Consider the following 16,988-nt stretch of genomic DNA (forward strand, 5'->3'; position numbering starts at 1 on the left):
GACAATATAGGGGCGAGGAGCCGTGAGGGAAGCCGGGGTGATTGACGCGGGCGGGCCCCGGGCCTAACGCTGTCTGGCCCAGATCAGGAGATTGCGATGACGCTTGCCCACGGCCGCCCCTACCTTGCCATTCCCGGCCCGTCGGTGATGCCCGACCGGGTGCTGAACGCGATGCACCAGCCCGCGCCCAACATCTACGAGGGCGCGCTCATCGACATGGTGTCGGCGCTGGTGCCCGACCTCAAGGCGGTGGCGCGCACGGCCGGTCACGTGGCGATCTACATCGCCAACGGCCACGGCGCCTGGGAGGCGGCGGCGGCCAACGTTGTCCGGCCCGGCGAAAAGATCCTGCTGCTCGTCACCGGCCGGTTCGGAACCGGCTGGGGGGAGGTCTTCGCCCGGCAGGGCGTCGAGGTGCAGGCGCTCGATTTCGGTCGGCGCGCAACGGTGGACCTGGCCCAGGTCGAGGCCGCGCTGGCGGCAGATAAATCCCACAAGATCAAGGCGGTGGCGGTGGTGCATGTCGATACCGCCACCAGCGTCAAGAACGATATCGCCGCGATTCGCGCGGTGCTTGACCGGGCCGACCATCCGGCGCTGCTGATGGTCGATTGCATCGCCTCGCTGGCGGTTGACCGCTTCGAGATGGACGCCTGGGGCGTCGACGTGATGGTGGCCGCGAGCCAGAAGGGGCTGATGACCCCGCCGGGTCTTGCCTTCGTGTTCTTCAACGACAAGGCGGCGGCGCGGCAGGTGCGGCCCGCCAGTCTCTACTGGGATTGGGCCCCGCGCGCGAACCCGGCGCTGTTCTACCAGTATTTCGGAGGCACCGCGCCGACCCATCACCTGCTCGGTCTGCGCGCCGCGCTCGACATGATCGCCGAGGAGGGCGGGATCGAGGCGGTCTGGGCCCGGCACGAGAAACTCGCCCGCGCGGCCTGGGCGGCGTTCGAGGCCTGGGGGCGCGAGGGGCCGATGGAGTTGAACATCGCCGACCCCGCGCTGCGCTCTCACGCCGTGACCGCGTTGCGGATCGGGGGCGACGATGGCGCGCGGTTGCGCGCCTGGGTCGAGCACAAGGCCGGGCTCACCCTCGGGATCGGTCTGGGCATGGCCGAGCCGGGCGATCCGGCGTTCCACGGGTTCTTCCGCCTCGGTCACATGGGGCACATCAACGCGCACATGATGATGGGGGCGCTCGGTGTGATCGAAGCGGGCTTGGTGGCGCTGGAAATTGCCCACGGCAAGGGTGCGCTGGAAGCGGCGGCGAAGGTGATCGCGGAGGCTTGAGACCCCGTCCTTGATTCACTTTTCGAACAACTTGGCCTGAAACTGTTGGATCAGGCCCAATATTCTTTCACTAATCCTGCTTTTCCCGCGCTGCCGCCAACGCCTTCGGAAGCGCCGCTTCGAACAGGTCGAGCATCACCGGCGTTCCGGCAGACACGCGAATGCAGCGATCGAGCGGGGCCACCCCGGGCATCCGCACGAAAACGTCGCGCTCGGCCAGTTCCGCGAGCACCCGGCGGGCCAGCGCGCCATCGCCACCGCAATCGAGTGCGACGAAGTTGGTCGCCGACGGCAGCGGCTTGAGGCCACAGGCGGCGGCGATCTCGGCAATCCGCCCGCGCGCGACCGACACCTTGGCACGCACCTCCGAGAGCCAGCTCTCGTCGGCCAGCGCCGCCAGCGCCCCGGCCTGGCTTACCCGCGACAGGCCAAAATGGTTGCGCACCTTGTCGAAGGCCGCGATCAACTCCGGTGCGCCCACCGCGTACCCCACCCGCGCCCCGGCGAGGCCATGGGCCTTGGAGAAGGTGCGCAACCGGATCACCCTCGCGTCGTCGGGGTCGATCTCGGGCGCTGTGCCGTTGGGCGCGAACTCGATATAGGCCTCGTCGAGCACAAGCAGCGTGCCCTCGGGCAGCGCCTCGATCATCGCCGCGATCCGCTCCGCGCCGTGCCAGGTGCCCATCGGATTGTCGGGGTTGGCGATATAGACGAGCTTTGCCCCGGTCTCGCGCGCCGCCGCGATCAGCGCGTCGGGGTCTTCGCGGTCGTCCGCATAGGGCACCGTGACAAGATCGCCGCCAAAGCCGGTGACGTGGTAATTGAAGGTCGGGTAGGCGCCCAGCGAGGTCACCACCGTGTCGCCCGGGGCGACGGTGAGCCGCACGAGGTTGCCCAGGAGCCCGTCAATCCCCTCGCCGATGGTCAGGTGTTGCGGGCCGACGCCGAGCCGCGACGACAGCGCCGCCTTCAGCTCGAAGCTCTCCGAATCGCCGTATTTCCAAGTCTCGCCCGCGGCTTCGCGCATCGCCGCCACGGACCGGGGGGAGGGGCCGAACACGCTCTCGTTGGCCCCGAGCCGGGCGCGGAACGGATGCCCCCGGGCGCGCTCCAGCGCTTCGGGGCCGACAAAGGGCACGGCTGCGGGGAGCGAAACGATCAGCGGGGTGAAACGGGGGCCATGGGTCATGTCCGCATTTCGCCAGAAAGCGGGGCGGGGAGCAAGGGGCGCAATGCTTGCCGGCGAGCCGCGTGACGTTCTATTCTGGCAAAAAGGCATCGGGGCGGGGCAGCGGATATGAAGGCGATGGCAATCGGGCGTCTTGCCTTGGCGGCGCTGGTCTCCTTTGCTGCCGCCGGTGCGGGCGCACAGGGCCGCAGCTTCAGCGCCGAGGGCTCCGACACGATCATGGGCCTTGGCGCGCGTCACATCGCCATGGGCGGCACCGGCACCGCCACCGCCAATGATCCTCACGCGGTGTTCTACAATCCCGCGCGGCTCGCGGGCGTGGACGAGGTGATCGTCACCGGCACCCGCCAGCTCGACGCCACGCTCCGGCCTTACAGTTTCATCGGGGCGACCCTGCCGGTCTCGATGTTTTCCGACGCGGGCCTCGATCTCACCTTCGGTGTCGCGCGCTACAACCGGGTGCATGCCCGCTCCAGCGGCGCTTTCGGTGCCGACGAATTCGAGAGCATCTTCCTGCGCCTGCTGCTGCCCGGGATCTCCGGCACCTTCGACGGCGATATCGATTCCAAAACCCTGGTGAACCGCTTTGCCGTCGGCCTCCGCCACGAATCGGTTCCGGGCCTCAGCATCGGTGCCAATATCGACTGGATCGACTGCAAGACCGAAACCTGCGGCGTGCACGGCACCTCGAACGGCTATGAGAGCCGGTCGGTGCACGCCACCGCGCTCAGTTTCGGGCTGAGCGCAAGCTACGCAGTGTCCGACCGTCTGACGATTGCCGCCTCGATGACGGATATCAACACCACGCTGGACGTCACCACCATCGTGACCGATGCCGCCGGCACCCGTCCGGGCGGATTTCGGGCCAAGTTGCCGCGCAAGCTGAACGTCGAGGCGGCCTACGCGATGTCCGACCGGCTGCTCTTCGCGGCGGGCTACCAGAAATTCTGGGGCAGCTACGGGGATTACGCGCTCAACTTCGAGACCGCCCACGCCGGGGTGGAATGGGCGCGCAGCGAAGCGCAGACATGGCGGGCCGGGTTCTGGGCGCCGCTAGAGCTTTCGGCGACCAACGGGCTGAATGTCACCCCGCCGTTCCCGGTGGCGCCGACGCTGGGTATGGGCTGGCGCTGGGGCAATCTCACTGCCGATGCCGCGCTCTATGCCCACCCGATCATGACGATGCACCGCGACGCTCCGGCGGTTTCGGCCGACCTCACGCTGAGTTACCGGTTCTGAATGCGCGAAAACCTGTTTCGGGAACGCCGGAGGCCTGCCGATCGGTGTCCGCCCGCTTGACCTTCGCGCGCCCACGCCGCAGGTTGCCGCAAACCTGAAAGGCACGACCTTGGCCAAGAGCACCGCCCCGTTTTCGCGTTTTGAATGGATGATCGCCTGGCGCTACCTGCGCGCGCGCCGCGCCGAGGGCGGCGTGAGCGTGATGACATGGATCAGCCTTGTCGGCATCACCCTCGCGGTGGCCGCGCTGATCATCACGCTTGCGGTGCGCACCGGGTTTCGCGAGGAATTCGTCGATACCATCCTCGGCGCCAACGCCCATGTAACCGTCTATTCGCGGATGCACATCAACGAGACCGGACAGGCGAGCCGGGGGGTAGAGGATTACGACCTCTGGGCCGAACGGATCGCCGGCGTGCCCGGGGTGACCCGGGCCGCGCCCCTGGTCAAGGGCCAGGTCATGGCCAACAAGGGTGCCACCAACGCGGGCGTTCAGATCTTCGGCATCCGCCCTGCCGACCTCGCCACGATCCCGCGTATCGCCAACCCGGACGACAGTATCGGCAGCCTCGACGATTTCGGCCGGGGCATCGCGATCGGCTCGGGCGTGGCGCGCGAACTGGGCGTGAGCCTTGGCGACCGAATCCGGCTGATCTCGCCTGACGGGGTGAAAACCGCCTTCGGGACGACACCCCGGGTGAATGCCTACGAGGTGGTCTATATCTTCACCGCCGGGCGATGGGACATCGACCAGACGCGGGTTTACCTGCCCTTTGACGAGGCGCAGAGCTTCTTCAACAAGGAGGGGCTGGCCGACGAGATCGAGGTGATGGTGTCCGAGCCTGAGGAGATCGACCGGCTGACCGGCCCGATCGTCGCGGCCGTGGGGCAGACCGCGGCAATCTGGACATGGCAGGATTCTGCCGGGTCGTTCCTGCGCGCGCTCGAAATGGAGGACAACGTGATGTTCGTCATCCTCAGCGTGCTGGTGCTGATCGCCTCGATGAACATCATCTCGGGGCTGGTGATGCTGGTGAAGAACAAGGGCCGCGATATCGGCATCCTGCGCACCATGGGACTGACCGAAGGCTCGGTCTTGCGGGTGTTCTTCCTGGTCGGGGCCTCGACCGGGCTGGTCGGCACCGCCTTCGGGGTGGTGCTGGGGGTGCTCTTCGCCGTCTACATCGACCCGATCTTCGCGGTCGTCGATTTCTTCTCGGGCGGCGGGGTCTGGGATCCGTCGGTGCGCGGCATCTACAACCTGCCCGCCAAGGTGGAACTGGCCGACGTGGGTTCGGCGGTGGCGCTCTCGCTCACGCTCTCCTTCCTCGTGACGCTGTTTCCCGCCCGCCGGGCGGCGCGGATGAACCCGGTGGAGGCGCTGCGCTATGAGTGAGGCGGTGCTGGTGCTCGAGGACGTCGAGAAGGTCTACAACCGGGGCAAGCCCGGCGAGGTCAACGTGCTGCGGGGCGCCTCGCTCAGTCTCGAACCCGGCGAGGTGGTGGCGCTGGTGGCACCCTCGGGGGCGGGCAAGTCGACGCTCCTGCACATCGCCGGCCTGCTCGACACGCCCAATGCCGGCCGGGTGCGGATTGCCGGAGACGACATGACCGACGCCTCCGACCGCGCTCGAACCCGGGTGCGGCGCGAGAAAGTGGGGTTCATCTACCAGTTCCACCACTTGCTCCCGGAGTTCAGCGCGCTCGAAAACGTGGTGTTGCCGCAGCTTGCCAATGGCGCGGGCACCGGCACGGCACGGGCGCGCGGCGAGTTGCTGCTCGATCGCGTCGGCGTCGGTCCGCGTGCCGCGCATCGACCGGCCGAACTTTCGGGTGGCGAACAGCAGCGGGTGGCGTTCTGCCGGGCGCTCGCCAATGCGCCGCGCCTTCTTCTGGCCGACGAACCCACCGGCAACCTCGATCCCGAAACCTCCGAGACGGTGTTCGCCGCGCTGATGGATCTGGTGCGCGAAACCGGGCTGGCGGCGCTGATCGCCACCCACAATCTCGAACTGGCCGCGCGGATGGATCGGGTGCTGCGGCTCGGCAACGGTGCGATCACCACGGCGTGACGCGCGCCAAATCCGGTTGATCTTCCGATATTTGCCCCTAAGCATGAGGCGGGGATATTGGGATGTCTGTAAGATGAAGTTTGTTGCCAGCCGAATTGTATCTACCGCCCGCCTTGGAATTCTGACCGTCGCGGCGCTCGCCGCCTTCGCCACCGCCGTTCCGGCGAGCGAACGCCTCTCGACCTCGAACCGCTCGAACCAGATCGTGATCCGCGTCGATGTGTCCGACCAGGAGATGACCGTGATGCAGGCCGGGCGACGGCTTTATTCATGGCCGGTGTCGACCGCCAAGCGGGGCAAGATCACGCCATCGGGCACCTACCAGCCGCAATGGTTTTCGCGAAATCATCGCTCTTCGCTCTATGACGACGCGCCGATGCCCTTCGCGATCTTCTACGATGGCAATTATGCCATTCACGGCACCTATTCCACCGGCCAGCTCGGCCGCCCGGCCTCGAACGGCTGCGTGCGCCTGCACCCGGAGAACGCGCGCACGCTCTACGAGATGGTTTATGCGCTGGGCAAGGAAAACACATATGTCGTGGTGCAGGAGTAGGCCGCGGGCGTGACGTGGTCATGGGCATCGATGCGCTGCCCGTGATCGCCGCCAACGCCTGCCGGGCAGGTCTTGCGGCAGGGGTGTGAATTGGATCGGACGAGTGTGGTGTCGTTGCAGGCACAGGGAGCAACGGAATGACTTTTTTGCATAAAATGGCCGTATTCGCGCTGACCCTTGGCCTGCTCGCCGGTTGTGACGTGCCGCCGGAGGCCTCCACCGATGCGGGCGAGACGACCACCAGCACGTCTGGCAGCGGCCAGACGCTGCCGCCGCCACCGGTCGCCGAGCGGGTGCAGCCCTTGCCGTCGCCGGGGCCCGACAAGGTGCTCGCCGTGGTCGATATATCCGAGCAGCGGGTGACCGCGGTGCGCGGCTATGGCGATGGTCGCCCGCCGGAAACCCACCATTGGGTGGCCTCCACCGGGATCGACCGCAAGCCCACGCCGCTCGGGGCCTATTACCCCGATTTCCTTTCGCCCAAACACGTCTCGTCAATCTACCACGTGCCGATGCCGTGGTCGGTTTTCTTCAACGGCAATATCGCCATTCACGGCGACCCCGACACCCGGATGCTCGGCGAGCGGGCTTCGAACGGCTGCGTGCGGCTGCACCCGGATCAGGCGGAGGTATTCTACCGTATGGTGGAAGAGGTGGGGCTGAGGAACACGTCGATCATCGTGCGGGAATGACGCAGCGGGCCGGTCGGGCGTGACCGCCGCGCGGACACCGGTCAGGGCACCGCGAAGGTGGCCGTCGCGGTGGCCACTTCCTTGCCGGAGGGTTCGGCGGTGAGCACGGCGCGGGCGAAGATCAGCGCCTTGCCCGCACGCACGAGGGTGGCGGTGCACTCCACCCGCTCCCCGCTCGCCGGTCGCAGGAACTGCACGTCGAGGTTGGTGGTCGCGACCGGGCGGAATTCGCGGAAATGCCCGCAGCAGGCGATCACCATGGCGGTGTCGGCCAGCGTGGCCAGCGCCTGACCCGAGACGATGCCACCGACCCGGGCGATCGCCGGGGTGATCGGGATCGTCAGCACCGCGCCGGTGCAGGCCATGCGCTCGACGCGCGGCTCCAGCGCACGTACCCAGTCGGCAAAGTAGGTTTCAAGCCAGCTATTGGCGATTTCGGGATCCATGCATCGAGCCTGCGCCGTGGCGCGCCTGCGCGCAAGCCTGTTTGTCGTCGTCTTGCCCGTGGCGAAGGCCGACCGGATGGGATAGTCTGCGAAAAAACACGAGGTGATGGCATGAAATTGCGAGCGGCATTCCTGGGGCTATTGGTGCTGGCGGCCTGCGAGGAGGAACCGCTGACCGGGGCGGGGCTCTACGCCGCTTATTGCGCCAGTTGCCACGGGGCCGATGCGCGTGGCGGGTCGGTGCCGATCGACGGTGTGCTCGCACCCGACCTCACCGTGCTGGCCAAGAACAACCGCGGCGTCTACCCGGCGGTTTACGTGATGGCCACGATCGACGGCTACGCCCGCGACGAAACCCACGGCGCGATGCCGGTTTTCGGCGGATTGCTGGAAGAACCGATCGAAACCTGGGTCGATCCCGACGGTGTCCCGACGCCAACGCCGCGGGCGCTGATCCTGCTCAACGAATACCTGACGGGTCAGCAGGTGGAATGACGCCCACGCCCGGTGCCACGCTGCGCCGAATCATCGGGCTCAGCGCGATCACCACGAGGCCCACCGAGAACAGGCACCAGATTGCCGGCATCTCGTTCGGGTTGTCGGTCAGCAGCCACGCAAGGGCCGGGCCGAACAGCGCATGGAAGATCACCAGACGCCAGGCACCGTAGACCAGCGGCAACACGAACACCGCGAGAAGGTAGGTGGGAAACTCGACCAGCCGGGCGAACCCGTCGCCAAGCAATGCGCCCCAGAGGTCGTTGAGCGGCACCTGCCAGCCAAGGTGCCAGTTGCCCGAGATCGTGCACCATTGCGGGCCGCAAAGCACGTTGCCGGGCTGGCAGGGTCCGGCCCAGTCGAAGGGAACGAGTTGAAGCAGGATCACCGCGCTGGCGGTGGCGGCGGCAGCATAGACAAAGGCGCGCAGGCGCGGCGAAATTTCGCGCGCCACCAGTGCCATGGCAAAGGCGTTGATGAAGATCGGCTGCAACGCGATGTGCAGATAGCTCAGCGCCGTGATCGACTTGTTCGAGGTCAGGCTGCACTCGTCGATCACCAGGTAGCCGGCCGCCTGAAGCCCCTCCATGACGGTGAAGAAGGCCAGCGTGACCGGGATCGCGGCAGGCTCGCCGCGCCGCAGGGTAACAAATGTTGCCGCTGCACCGAGCCCGACCATGGCCAGCGAGGCCCCTTCGCTCCAGCACATGCGCCCGGCTCCCGTCTTGTTGTCGCCTGATCACCGAATAGATGGTTCGGTGCCGCCGCGAAACCATGGATGTGGTCGAAAACGCCGCAAGCGCCATTTCGGCAGCACAAACGCCGGGGAACAGGCCGGCTTTGCAAAAATTCGTCCATCCGGACAAAAATTGACGTCTACCCCTTGCCATGCCGCGTGCTAAGCTTTGCCATGGCCGCCGGGGGAATCGCTGCCGCAGGGTTGAGGTTTGCCTTTGTTCGCGGGTCTTTAACCGGCCACGCCTCACGTCTGGGCGGGGTATGACAAGGAGGGTTACATGACGTTTCTGACCAAAACCGGGCTTGCCGCTGCGCTGCTCGTGGGTTCCGTATCGGCCGCCTCGGCGTTCACCGCCTGCCAGGTGACCGATACCGGCGGCATCGACGACGCCGGCTTCAACCAGACCGCCTGGAAGGGCGTGCAGGATTCGATCGAGGAATATGGCATCGAGGGCCGTTTCCTCGAAAGCCAGGCCGAAGCCGATTACGAGGCGAACCTGAACTCGCTGCTGGGGTCCTGCGACGTGATCGTCACCGTGGGCTTCCTGATGGGGGATGCCACCGCCGCGGCGGCCGCCGCCAACCCCGACCAGAAATACTCGATCGTCGACTTCGCCTATGATCCGACGATCCCGAACGTCGTCGGCCAGGTCTACGCCACCGACCAGGCCGCCTTCCTCGCGGGTTACCTCGCGGCCGGGATGACGGAAACCGGCGTGCTCGGCACCTTCGGCGGCATCAACATCCCGCCGGTGACGATCTTCATGGACGGTTTCGTGCATGGTGCCAACCACTACAACAGCGTGCACGGCACCGAGGTGAGCGTTCTGGGCTGGAACCCGGAAAGCAAGGAAGGCCTCTTCACCGGCAACTTCGACAGCCTCGACGATGGCCGCGCCTTCGCGCAGAACCTCTATGACGAGGGTGCCGACATCGTGCTGCCGGTGGCTGGCCCCGTCGGCCTCGGCTCGGCCTCGCTCGCCAACGAGCTCGGCACCGACGAGTTGAAGATCATCGGCGTCGATGCCGACCAGACCCAGACCGACCCCGACCGGGCCCATGTCTACCTCACCTCGGTGCTCAAGCGGATGGACGCGACGGTGCAGGCCGTGATCAAGGCGGCGATGGATGACACCTTCGAGGGCGGCCTGATCGTCGGCACGCTGGAGAACGGCGGCGTCGGCCTTGCCCCGTTCGGCGCTTTCGAAGACGCGGTTCCGGCCGAACTGAAGGCCGAGATCGAGGAAATCCGCGCCGCGATCATCGACGGCTCGCTGACGATCGGCGGCTGATCCAGCAAAACCTGCGCCGCCGGCCCAACGTGGTCGGCGGCGTTCTTGTCCGAGTGGGGAGGGCAGTGCCATGGACGTCGAACTGCGCGGCATCACCAAGCGCTTCGGCCCGGTCGTGGCCAACGACAACGTCAACATGATGATCCGCGGCGGCGAGGTGCTCGGGCTCCTCGGCGAGAATGGCGCGGGCAAATCGACGATGATGAACATCCTCTCGGGGCTCTATTCCCCCGACGAGGGCGAGATCCTGATCGACGGCAAACCGGTCAGCTTTGATGGTCCCGGCGACGGGATCGCGGCAGGGATCGGCATGGTGCACCAGCATTTCATGCTCGTGCCGGTCTTCACCGTGGCCGAAAACGTGGTGCTCGGGGTCGAACCGACCGGCCCGCTCGGCTATCTCGACCTGAAGAAGGCGCGTGCCCAGGTCGACGCGATCAACAAGCAATACGGGTTGCACGTGCCCGCCGACGCCCTGATCGAAGACCTCCCCGTGGGCATCCAGCAGCGGGTCGAGATTCTCAAGGTGCTGTTTCGCGAAGCCGATGTGCTGATCCTCGACGAGCCCACCGCCGTGCTCACGCCGCAGGAGGTGGAAGAGTTTTTCGCCATCGTCAACTCGCTCAAGGAAGCGGGCAAGGCGATCGTCTTCATCACCCACAAGCTGCACGAGATCCTCGCGATCTCCGACCGGATCAACGTGCTGCGCCAGGGTCGGATCACCGGCGAGGGCGACCCCAAGACCCTCGACGAAGCGAAGCTTGCCGAGATGATGGTGGGCCGCCCGGTGAGCTTCACCGTCAGCAAGGGCGCGGGCACCCGTGGTCGCGTCATGCTGGAAATGTCGGACGTCATCATGCTCGACGTCACCGATGAACGCCTGCTGGACCACGTGTCGCTCAAGGTGCATTCTGGCGAGGTTGTCGGTGTCGCGGGGGTTCAGGGCAACGGCCAGACCGAACTTGTCGAGGCGATCACCGGGCTGGAACGGGTGGCTTCCGGCAAGATCATTTTCGACGGCGAAGACATCACCCATGCCTCGGTGCGCGACCGCCACCGGCGCGGCATGGCGCATATCCCCGAAGACCGCCACCGCGACGGCATGATCTCGCCCTTCACGATCGCGGAAAACATGGTTCTGAATTCCTATTACGAGCCGACCTACACCCGCGGCATGGCCATCGACTGGAGCGCGGTGCAGGAAACGGCGGCGAAATACTGCCTCGATTTCGACGTGCGCACGCCGTCGGTCTTCCTGCCCGCGGGCAACCTCTCGGGCGGCAACCAGCAGAAGATGGTGGTGGCGCGTGAGCTGGAACGCCAGACCAAGCTGGTGGTGGCCTCGCAACCCACCCGCGGGCTTGACGTGGGGTCGATCGAATACATCCACGCGCGCCTGATCGATGCGCGCGACGAAGGCGACGGCGTGCTGATCGTCTCCTCCGAACTCGACGAGATCATGGGGCTGGCCGACCGGATCCTCGTGATGTTCGAGGGCCGGATCGTGGCCGAGTTCGACAACACCGATGGCAAGGCCGACCGCAACGCGGTGGGCCTTGCGATGGCCGGCGCGCATCAGGGGGCAGCGGCATGACCGACGGCAAGGATCTCCAGAAGGTCAACGAAGACATGCGCAAACTGCTTGCGCGCGCCGCCTTCGGACGCGGCAACTTCGAAGATCTCTTCGTCGTGCCGGTTTTCGCCGTGGTGGCCGCGCTGGTGCTCGGGGCACTGATCATGCTGGCCACGGGCGTCGACCTGCCGACCATCGGCCGCAGCTTCGTGGCGCTCGCGGTGGGCTCGGCGGGCTCGCTCAACGCGGTCTCGGAAACGCTCACGGCGGCGATTCCGCTGGTGCTCGCGGGCCTCGGCCTCGGGCTTGGCTTTCGCGCGGGGCTGTTCAACATCGGTGCCGAGGGCCAGCTTCTGCTCGGCGGCACCGCGGCGGTGGTGTTCACCTTCAGCTTCCCCAGCCTGCCGTTCCCGATCCTGATGCTGTTCGGGTTGCTCACCGGCGCGCTCGTGGGCGCGGCCTATGCCTCGATCGCGGGCATCCTCAAGGCCACCACTGGGGCGCACGAGGTGATCACCACGATCATGCTCAACCTGATCAGCATCCGCCTGCTCGAATACATCCTGCGCCAGCCCTACATCCAACGCGAGGGCCGCGCCGACCCGGTGTCGAAGTCGGTGCCCGACGCGGGCCAGTTGCCGCGCCTGCTCGACTGGCTCGACCCCAACCTCAGGCTGCACGCCGGTGTTTTCCTGATGCTGCTGGCGGTGGCCTTCGTCTGGTGGCTGCTGTTTCGCTCCAAGATCGGCTTTGCCTTCCGCGCCTCGGGGGCCAACCCCGATGCCGCGCGCTATGCGGGGATGCGCTCGGGGCTCGTGATCGTCGCCGCGATGGCCACGGCGGGCGCGCTTGCCGGGCTTGCCGGGGCGGCGCAGGTACAGGGCGTTCTGGGCCGTGCCTCGCCCGGCTTCTCGGCGCAGATGGGGTTCGATGCCATCGCGCTGGCGCTGCTTGGCCGTTCGCATCCTGTCGGCATCCTGTTCGCGGGCATCCTGTTTGGCGGACTGGAGGCCGGCGGGCGTCAGATGCAGGTGGATGCCGGAGTGTCGATCGACCTGATCAGCATCATCCAGGCCCTGATCATCGTGTTCATCGCGGCCCCTCTGCTGGTGCGCGCGATCTTCCCGTGGGGCTTTCGCAAGATCACAAAAGGGGGCAAGGCATGAGCGCCGTGACGACCGACACAAGCGCCGAGAAGATTGCCAGCGCCAAGGCCCGCCAGGCCCGGATCACCGGTGCCGTCCTGATCGGCCTTTCGCTCGTCGTGCTGTTCCTGCTCGACGTGGCGGCGGGCCAGGTGGCCACCTTCAAGCTCTCGCGCCCGCGTGATGTCTGGGTCGCGCCCGATCTCGTGGTGCCAGGTGCCTTCAACACCGTCGCCGCGGCGCTGCTCGCCTTCCTCGGCGTGCGCCAGTTCCTGCGCGGTGGCGGGCGGTGGACGTCGCTCTCCCTCGGGATTGGCATTGCCCTCGTGATCGTGGCTTTCCTGGTATGGGCCACCGCGGGCAAGAGCTTTTCGCTCTCCGGCATGTTGCAGGCCACCATGGTGCGCGCGGTGCCGATTGCTCTGGGCGGGCTTGCGGGCGTGCTCTCCGAACGGGTGGCCGTGGTCAATATCGCGATCGAGGGCATGCTGCTTGCCGGGGCCTTCACCGGGGCCCTGATGGGCTCGCTGCTCGGCGGCTGGGGCGGGCTGGTGATGGCGGTTCTGGTGGGCGGCATGTTCGGCATGATGCTCGCCGCCCTCGTGGTGACCTTCCGAATGGACCAGATCATTGCCGGCGTGGTGATCAATCTGTTCGTTCTGGGGTTGACCAGTTATGTCACCAGCCAGGTTTTCGCCCATAACCGGCACCTCAACAATGCCGAGATCTTCCGCTCTTGGAAGATCCCGATCCTGGGCGACATTCCGGTGATCGGCCCGATGCTGTTCAACCAGAACCTCTTTGTCTACGGCGCGCTGATACTGGTCGGGGTGACAACCTATTACCTGTTCCACACCAAGGGCGGGCTGCGGGCGCGTGCGGTGGGCGAGCATCCGCGCGCGGCCGACACCCTCGGGATCGATGTCTATTTCACCCGCTACTTGCACGTCACCCTGGCCGGGATGGTCGCGGGCTTCGGCGGGGCCTGGTTCACGCTCGGTTCGGTCGGGCGCTTCGATGAGAACATGACCGGGGGGCGGGGCTTCATCGGCCTTGCGGCGATGATCTTCGGTCGTTGGCATCCGGTCGGCGCATTGTCGGCGGCGCTGATTTTCGGTTTTGCGGATTCGCTGCAACAGAAGCTCGCGCTGCTCAACACACCGATCCCGTCGGAGTTCCTCGCCATGGCGCCCTATATCGCCACGATCATCGTGGTCGCCGGGCTGATTGGCAGGGCGCGCCCGCCCGCGGCGGACGGCAAGCCCTACGTCAAGGAATAGAGGCTCACGGGGCGGTGTGTTTACACCGCACGCCGCCCCGGCCATGCGTCGGCACATAACCGCACCTGCGGCCGGCGCACGCGGTGCGAGGCGGCGAGGCCAGGCCAATCACGGGGCGCAGAACAGCCATGACCGACGCAGACCGCCGCTTTCTCACCACCCTGTTCGAGGCCGCCGTGGCCAGTGCCGACCCGGTGCGCGCGCTCGCGCCGCACATGCCGGCGCGGCCCGGCGGGCGCACCGTGGTGATCGGCGCGGGCAAGGGCGCGGCCCAGCTTGCAGCGGCTTTCGAGACGCATTGGGGCAGCCCCGTGGAGGGCGTTGTTGTCACCCGCTACGGCTACGCCTGTGCGACGCACAACATCCGGGTTATCGAAGCTGCCCACCCGGTGCCGGACGAGAACGGCCTTGCCGCCGCACGGGCCCTGCTCGACGCGGTGGCCGACCTGACCGCCGAGGATCTCGTCGTCGCGCTTGTCACCGGCGGCGGCTCGGCGCTGCTGCCTGCGCCGCCAGAGGGTTTCGGGCTTGCCGACGAACAGGCCCTGAACGCGGCGCTGCTTGCCTCCGGCGCGCCGATCTCCGCGATGAACGCGATCCGCAAACAGTTTTCCCGCATCAAGGGTGGCCGCCTCGCCGCCGCCGCGTATCCCGCCCGCGTCGTCACCCTGATCGTGTCGGACGTGCCGGGCGACGATCCGGCGCAGGTTGCTTCCGGCCCGACGGTGCCCGACGCCTCCGGCCCGCGCGAGGCGCTGGCGGCAATCGAGGCCCATGGCATTGCACTGCCCGACCGGGTCCGCGCCCATATCGCGGAGACCATGCCGCCCGCGCCGGACGATCCGCGCTTCGCCGCCAACAGCACCACCGTGATCGCCTCCGCCGCGCAGGCCCTGGACGCGGCGGCCCGCGTCGCCGAGGCGCAGGGGGTGACGCCCGCGATCCTGTCGGATGCGATCGAAGGCGAGGCGCGCGAGGTTGGCAAGGTCATGGCCGCGCTCGCCCGCGAGGTGGCGACGCGAGACCGCCCCCTTACCCGGCCCGTGGTGCTGCTTTCGGGCGGTGAAACCACGGTGACGCTGAAAGGGCAGGGCAAGGGCGGGCGCAACAGCGAGTTCCTGCTTTCTCTCGCACGCGGGATCGAGGGGCTCGCGGTCTCGGCCCTCGCCGCCGATACCGACGGCATCGACGGCAGCGAAGACAACGCCGGTGCCTTTGCCGATGGCACCAGCGCCGCCCGGCTGCGTGCGGCGGGCCTCGACCCGGCCGCGCTCCTCGCCGACAACGATGCCTGGAGCGCCTTTCACGCGCTGGGCGATCTGTTCACGCCGGGGCCGACCGGCACCAACGTGAACGATTTTCGCGCGATCCTCATGCGCTGAGCGCGTTACTGCGCCGGCCGTTCGGCCCAGCCCGCGAAGATTTTCTCCAGCGCGACCACCACGTAGTAGAGCAGGATGCCGAGCACCGCGAGGGCGATCAGAACGGCGAACATCAGCGGGTAGTCCGAGTTGGTCTTGCCGGAATCGAACAGCGCGCCGAGGCCGCGGCCGTGGGGGCTGACGATCTCCATCAGGTTGGTGCCGATGAAGGCCAGCGTCACCGCCACCTTCATCGCCCCGAAGAACTCCGGCAGGGTCTTGGGCAGGGCGATCTTCCAGAAGATCGTCGATTGCGAGGCACCGAGCGAGCGCAGGATATCGCGGTATTCGGGCTCCAGCGTCGAAAGCCCGATCGAGACCGAAACCGCGATCGGGAAGAACGAGATCATGAAGGCGATCAGCACGGTGTTGAAATCATGCGCGCCCACGAACATCAGCGCCACGATCGGCACGACGGTGGCCTTGGGGATCGCGTTGAAACCCACCAGCAGCGGATAAAGCGCATCGCGCATCACCCGGCTGAACCCCATGATCATCCCGAACCCGGTGCCCACCACCACCGCGAGCAAGAGCCCGACCACGGTGCGCCAGAGGGTTTGCCAGCTCATGGTGACGAACAAATCCCAATGCTTGATGTAGGCAGGCAGCAGATCGGAGGGTGCGGCCATCTTGTATTTCGGCCAGCCCGCGGCCCAGACCACGGCCTCCCAGATCAAAAGGAAGATGATCATCGCAGCGGTTGGCACCATGACTTTGCCGAGGTTCTGGTTCATCAGGCGGCCTCCCCCTCGGCGGGCGCGCGGCCCTGGGCGATCTCGATCTGGTGGCGCAGGATGGCAAGCATTTCGGCGGCTTCCGGCGTGTAGAGATGTTCGAGGTCGCGCGGGCCAGTGTCCGGCACATCAAGCAGGTATTGCGTGCGGGCAGGCCGGCCCGAGAGCACCACCACCTGGTCGGCGAGAAAGATCGCCTCGCGCAGATCATGGGTGATCAGCACCCCGGTGAAGGGCTCGTTTTCCTTCACCTTGTGCATGGTCTGCCAGAGGTCTTCGCGGGTGAAAGCATCGAGCGCGCCGAACGGCTCGTCGAGGATCAGCACCTCGGGCTTGTGCACCAGCGCCCGGCACAGCGAGGCGCGCTGGCGCATGCCGCCGGAGAGTTCCGAGGGCCGCTTGTCCTCGAAGCCTTCGAGGCCGACGAGGTGCAACAGGTAGCGCGCGCGGTCCTCGCACTCGGCCTTCGACAGCGTGTTGGGCACGATTTCGAGCGGCAGGATCACGTTTTGCAGGATCGAGCGCCATTCGAGCAGAACCGGGTTCTGGAATGCCATGCCCACGGTGGCGCGCGGGCCGGTGACGACCTCGCCATGCAGCATCACCTTGCCCTCGTCGGGCTTCATCAGCCCCGAGATCAGCCGGGTGAGGGTGGACTTGCCACAGCCCGAGGGGCCGACAACGGCGCTGAAGCCGCCCTCGTCGAGCGACATTTCCAGCCCGTCGAGCACCGGGAGCGGGCCCGAGGGTGTCTTGTAGGCGTGGCGCACGCCTTCGATCCTGATCATCGGAAACATCTGCTCATCCCCGCCTGTCGTTTGTTGAA

General features: G+C 66.9%; 17 protein-coding genes. 12 read left to right on the forward strand and 5 right to left on the reverse strand.

The genetic code is table 11. The features are described from left to right. Window positions 1-96 precede the first annotated feature (96 nt). Complete coding sequence (locus B9Y97_RS13930) at window positions 97-1,290, forward strand: pyridoxal-phosphate-dependent aminotransferase family protein (RefSeq protein ID WP_085527308.1); 1,194 nt, start codon at window positions 97-99, stop codon at window positions 1,288-1,290. Window positions 1,291-1,360: 70 nt separating this feature from the next. Here the strand turns inward: B9Y97_RS13930 and B9Y97_RS13935 are convergent, their stop codons facing one another. After that, complete coding sequence (locus B9Y97_RS13935; RefSeq protein WP_085527309.1) at window positions 1,361-2,479, reverse strand: pyridoxal phosphate-dependent aminotransferase; 1,119 nt, start codon at window positions 2,477-2,479, stop codon at window positions 1,361-1,363. Between the two features lie 108 nt (window positions 2,480-2,587). On the opposite strand from B9Y97_RS13935, the gene B9Y97_RS13940 reads away from it, so the two are divergent. The 5 genes from B9Y97_RS13940 (at window position 2,588) to B9Y97_RS13960 (ending at window position 7,038) form a co-directional block, all read left to right on the forward strand. Further along, window positions 2,588-3,718: a PorV/PorQ family protein gene (locus tag B9Y97_RS13940; RefSeq protein WP_085527310.1), complete on the forward strand. Its 1,131-nt coding sequence runs from the start codon at window positions 2,588-2,590 to the stop codon at window positions 3,716-3,718. A gap of 109 nt (window positions 3,719-3,827) precedes the next feature. Beyond that, entirely contained in the window at window positions 3,828-5,114 is a 1,287-nt protein-coding gene (locus B9Y97_RS13945) for a lipoprotein-releasing ABC transporter permease subunit (protein ID WP_085527311.1), read from the forward strand. Beyond that, a complete protein-coding gene (locus B9Y97_RS13950) occupies window positions 5,107-5,790 on the forward strand; it encodes an ABC transporter ATP-binding protein (RefSeq protein ID WP_085527312.1) in 684 nt (227 codons plus the stop codon). Before B9Y97_RS13945 ends, B9Y97_RS13950 begins: the two co-directional genes overlap by 8 nt. 73 nt (window positions 5,791-5,863) lie before the next feature. Further along, window positions 5,864-6,346, forward strand: coding sequence for a L,D-transpeptidase (locus B9Y97_RS13955; RefSeq protein ID WP_085527313.1), 483 nt, complete (start codon window positions 5,864-5,866; stop codon window positions 6,344-6,346). 137 nt (window positions 6,347-6,483) lie between these two features. Then, window positions 6,484-7,038: a L,D-transpeptidase gene (locus B9Y97_RS13960; RefSeq protein ID WP_085527314.1), complete on the forward strand. Its 555-nt coding sequence runs from the start codon at window positions 6,484-6,486 to the stop codon at window positions 7,036-7,038. 41 nt (window positions 7,039-7,079) lie between these two features. Here B9Y97_RS13960 and B9Y97_RS13965 read toward each other — a convergent pair whose 3' ends face one another. Continuing rightward, complete coding sequence (locus tag B9Y97_RS13965; RefSeq protein ID WP_085527315.1) at window positions 7,080-7,484, reverse strand: PaaI family thioesterase; 405 nt, start codon at window positions 7,482-7,484, stop codon at window positions 7,080-7,082. Window positions 7,485-7,595: 111 nt separating this feature from the next. Here B9Y97_RS13965 and B9Y97_RS13970 point away from each other — a divergent pair, with 111 nt between their 5' ends. Next, window positions 7,596-7,979, forward strand: a complete 384-nt coding sequence (locus B9Y97_RS13970) for a c-type cytochrome (protein ID WP_085527316.1) — start codon at window positions 7,596-7,598, stop codon at window positions 7,977-7,979. Here B9Y97_RS13970 and B9Y97_RS13975 read toward each other — a convergent pair. Then, complete coding sequence (locus B9Y97_RS13975; protein WP_085527317.1) at window positions 7,945-8,688, reverse strand: DUF5765 domain-containing protein; 744 nt, start codon at window positions 8,686-8,688, stop codon at window positions 7,945-7,947. The two genes, B9Y97_RS13970 and B9Y97_RS13975, sit on opposite strands and share 35 nt — an antisense overlap. A 307-nt stretch (window positions 8,689-8,995) precedes the next feature. Between B9Y97_RS13975 and B9Y97_RS13980 the strand changes: the two genes are divergently transcribed. The 5 genes from B9Y97_RS13980 to B9Y97_RS14000 all read left to right on the forward strand — a co-directional run bounded on the left by B9Y97_RS13980 (window position 8,996) and on the right by B9Y97_RS14000 (window position 15,389). Further along, complete coding sequence (locus B9Y97_RS13980; protein ID WP_085527318.1) at window positions 8,996-10,009, forward strand: BMP family lipoprotein; 1,014 nt, start codon at window positions 8,996-8,998, stop codon at window positions 10,007-10,009. A gap of 70 nt (window positions 10,010-10,079) precedes the next feature. Beyond that, window positions 10,080-11,603, forward strand: coding sequence for an ABC transporter ATP-binding protein (locus B9Y97_RS13985; protein ID WP_085527319.1), 1,524 nt, complete (start codon window positions 10,080-10,082; stop codon window positions 11,601-11,603). After that, window positions 11,600-12,748 (forward strand): ABC transporter permease, encoded by a 1,149-nt coding sequence (locus tag B9Y97_RS13990; RefSeq protein WP_085527320.1) that lies wholly within the window; start codon window positions 11,600-11,602, stop codon window positions 12,746-12,748. The genes B9Y97_RS13985 and B9Y97_RS13990 overlap by 4 nt, the downstream gene beginning before the upstream one ends. Then, complete coding sequence (locus B9Y97_RS13995; protein WP_085527321.1) at window positions 12,745-14,007, forward strand: ABC transporter permease; 1,263 nt, start codon at window positions 12,745-12,747, stop codon at window positions 14,005-14,007. Before B9Y97_RS13990 ends, B9Y97_RS13995 begins: the two co-directional genes overlap by 4 nt. 128 nt (window positions 14,008-14,135) lie before the next feature. Then, window positions 14,136-15,389: a glycerate kinase type-2 family protein gene (locus tag B9Y97_RS14000; protein WP_085527322.1), complete on the forward strand. Its 1,254-nt coding sequence runs from the start codon at window positions 14,136-14,138 to the stop codon at window positions 15,387-15,389. A gap of 5 nt (window positions 15,390-15,394) precedes the next feature. Here B9Y97_RS14000 and B9Y97_RS14005 read toward each other — a convergent pair whose 3' ends face one another. Together B9Y97_RS14005 and B9Y97_RS14010 are read right to left on the reverse strand one after the other, a co-directional pair. Further along, the gene (locus B9Y97_RS14005; protein WP_085527323.1) at window positions 15,395-16,162 is read right to left on the reverse strand and encodes an ABC transporter permease; all 768 of its coding nucleotides are present in this window, start codon (window positions 16,160-16,162) and stop codon (window positions 15,395-15,397) included. Continuing rightward, window positions 16,162-16,959: an ABC transporter ATP-binding protein gene (locus tag B9Y97_RS14010; protein ID WP_085527324.1), complete on the reverse strand. Its 798-nt coding sequence runs from the start codon at window positions 16,957-16,959 to the stop codon at window positions 16,162-16,164. Before B9Y97_RS14010 ends, B9Y97_RS14005 begins: the two co-directional genes overlap by 1 nt. Window positions 16,960-16,988: the final 29 nt, after the last annotated feature.

It is taken from the genome of Maritimibacter sp. HL-12, from assembly GCF_900177545.1.
Classification (GTDB): domain Bacteria; phylum Pseudomonadota; class Alphaproteobacteria; order Rhodobacterales; family Rhodobacteraceae; genus Sinisalibacter.

Bases quoted from the DNA above. Each gene is read 5' to 3' on its own strand.
- B9Y97_RS13980 (WP_085527318.1), top strand. From the start codon at position 8,996: ATGACGTTTCTGACCAAAACCGGGCTTGCCGCTGCGCTGCTCGTGGGT.
- B9Y97_RS13960 (WP_085527314.1), top strand. From the start codon at position 6,484: ATGACTTTTTTGCATAAAATGGCCGTATTCGCGCTGACCCTTGGCCTG.
- B9Y97_RS13950 (WP_085527312.1), top strand. From the start codon at position 5,107: ATGAGTGAGGCGGTGCTGGTGCTCGAGGACGTCGAGAAGGTCTACAAC.
- B9Y97_RS13955 (WP_085527313.1), top strand. From the start codon at position 5,864: ATGAAGTTTGTTGCCAGCCGAATTGTATCTACCGCCCGCCTTGGAATT.
- B9Y97_RS13965 (WP_085527315.1), bottom strand. From the start codon at position 7,484: ATGGATCCCGAAATCGCCAATAGCTGGCTTGAAACCTACTTTGCCGAC.
- B9Y97_RS14005 (WP_085527323.1), bottom strand. From the start codon at position 16,162: ATGAACCAGAACCTCGGCAAAGTCATGGTGCCAACCGCTGCGATGATC.
- B9Y97_RS13970 (WP_085527316.1), top strand. From the start codon at position 7,596: ATGAAATTGCGAGCGGCATTCCTGGGGCTATTGGTGCTGGCGGCCTGC.
- B9Y97_RS13935 (WP_085527309.1), bottom strand. From the start codon at position 2,479: ATGACCCATGGCCCCCGTTTCACCCCGCTGATCGTTTCGCTCCCCGCA.
- B9Y97_RS13985 (WP_085527319.1), top strand. From the start codon at position 10,080: ATGGACGTCGAACTGCGCGGCATCACCAAGCGCTTCGGCCCGGTCGTG.
- B9Y97_RS13930 (WP_085527308.1), top strand. From the start codon at position 97: ATGACGCTTGCCCACGGCCGCCCCTACCTTGCCATTCCCGGCCCGTCG.
- B9Y97_RS14010 (WP_085527324.1), bottom strand. From the start codon at position 16,959: ATGTTTCCGATGATCAGGATCGAAGGCGTGCGCCACGCCTACAAGACA.
- B9Y97_RS13995 (WP_085527321.1), top strand. From the start codon at position 12,745: ATGAGCGCCGTGACGACCGACACAAGCGCCGAGAAGATTGCCAGCGCC.
- B9Y97_RS14000 (WP_085527322.1), top strand. From the start codon at position 14,136: ATGACCGACGCAGACCGCCGCTTTCTCACCACCCTGTTCGAGGCCGCC.
- B9Y97_RS13975 (WP_085527317.1), bottom strand. From the start codon at position 8,688: ATGTGCTGGAGCGAAGGGGCCTCGCTGGCCATGGTCGGGCTCGGTGCA.
- B9Y97_RS13990 (WP_085527320.1), top strand. From the start codon at position 11,600: ATGACCGACGGCAAGGATCTCCAGAAGGTCAACGAAGACATGCGCAAA.
- B9Y97_RS13940 (WP_085527310.1), top strand. From the start codon at position 2,588: ATGAAGGCGATGGCAATCGGGCGTCTTGCCTTGGCGGCGCTGGTCTCC.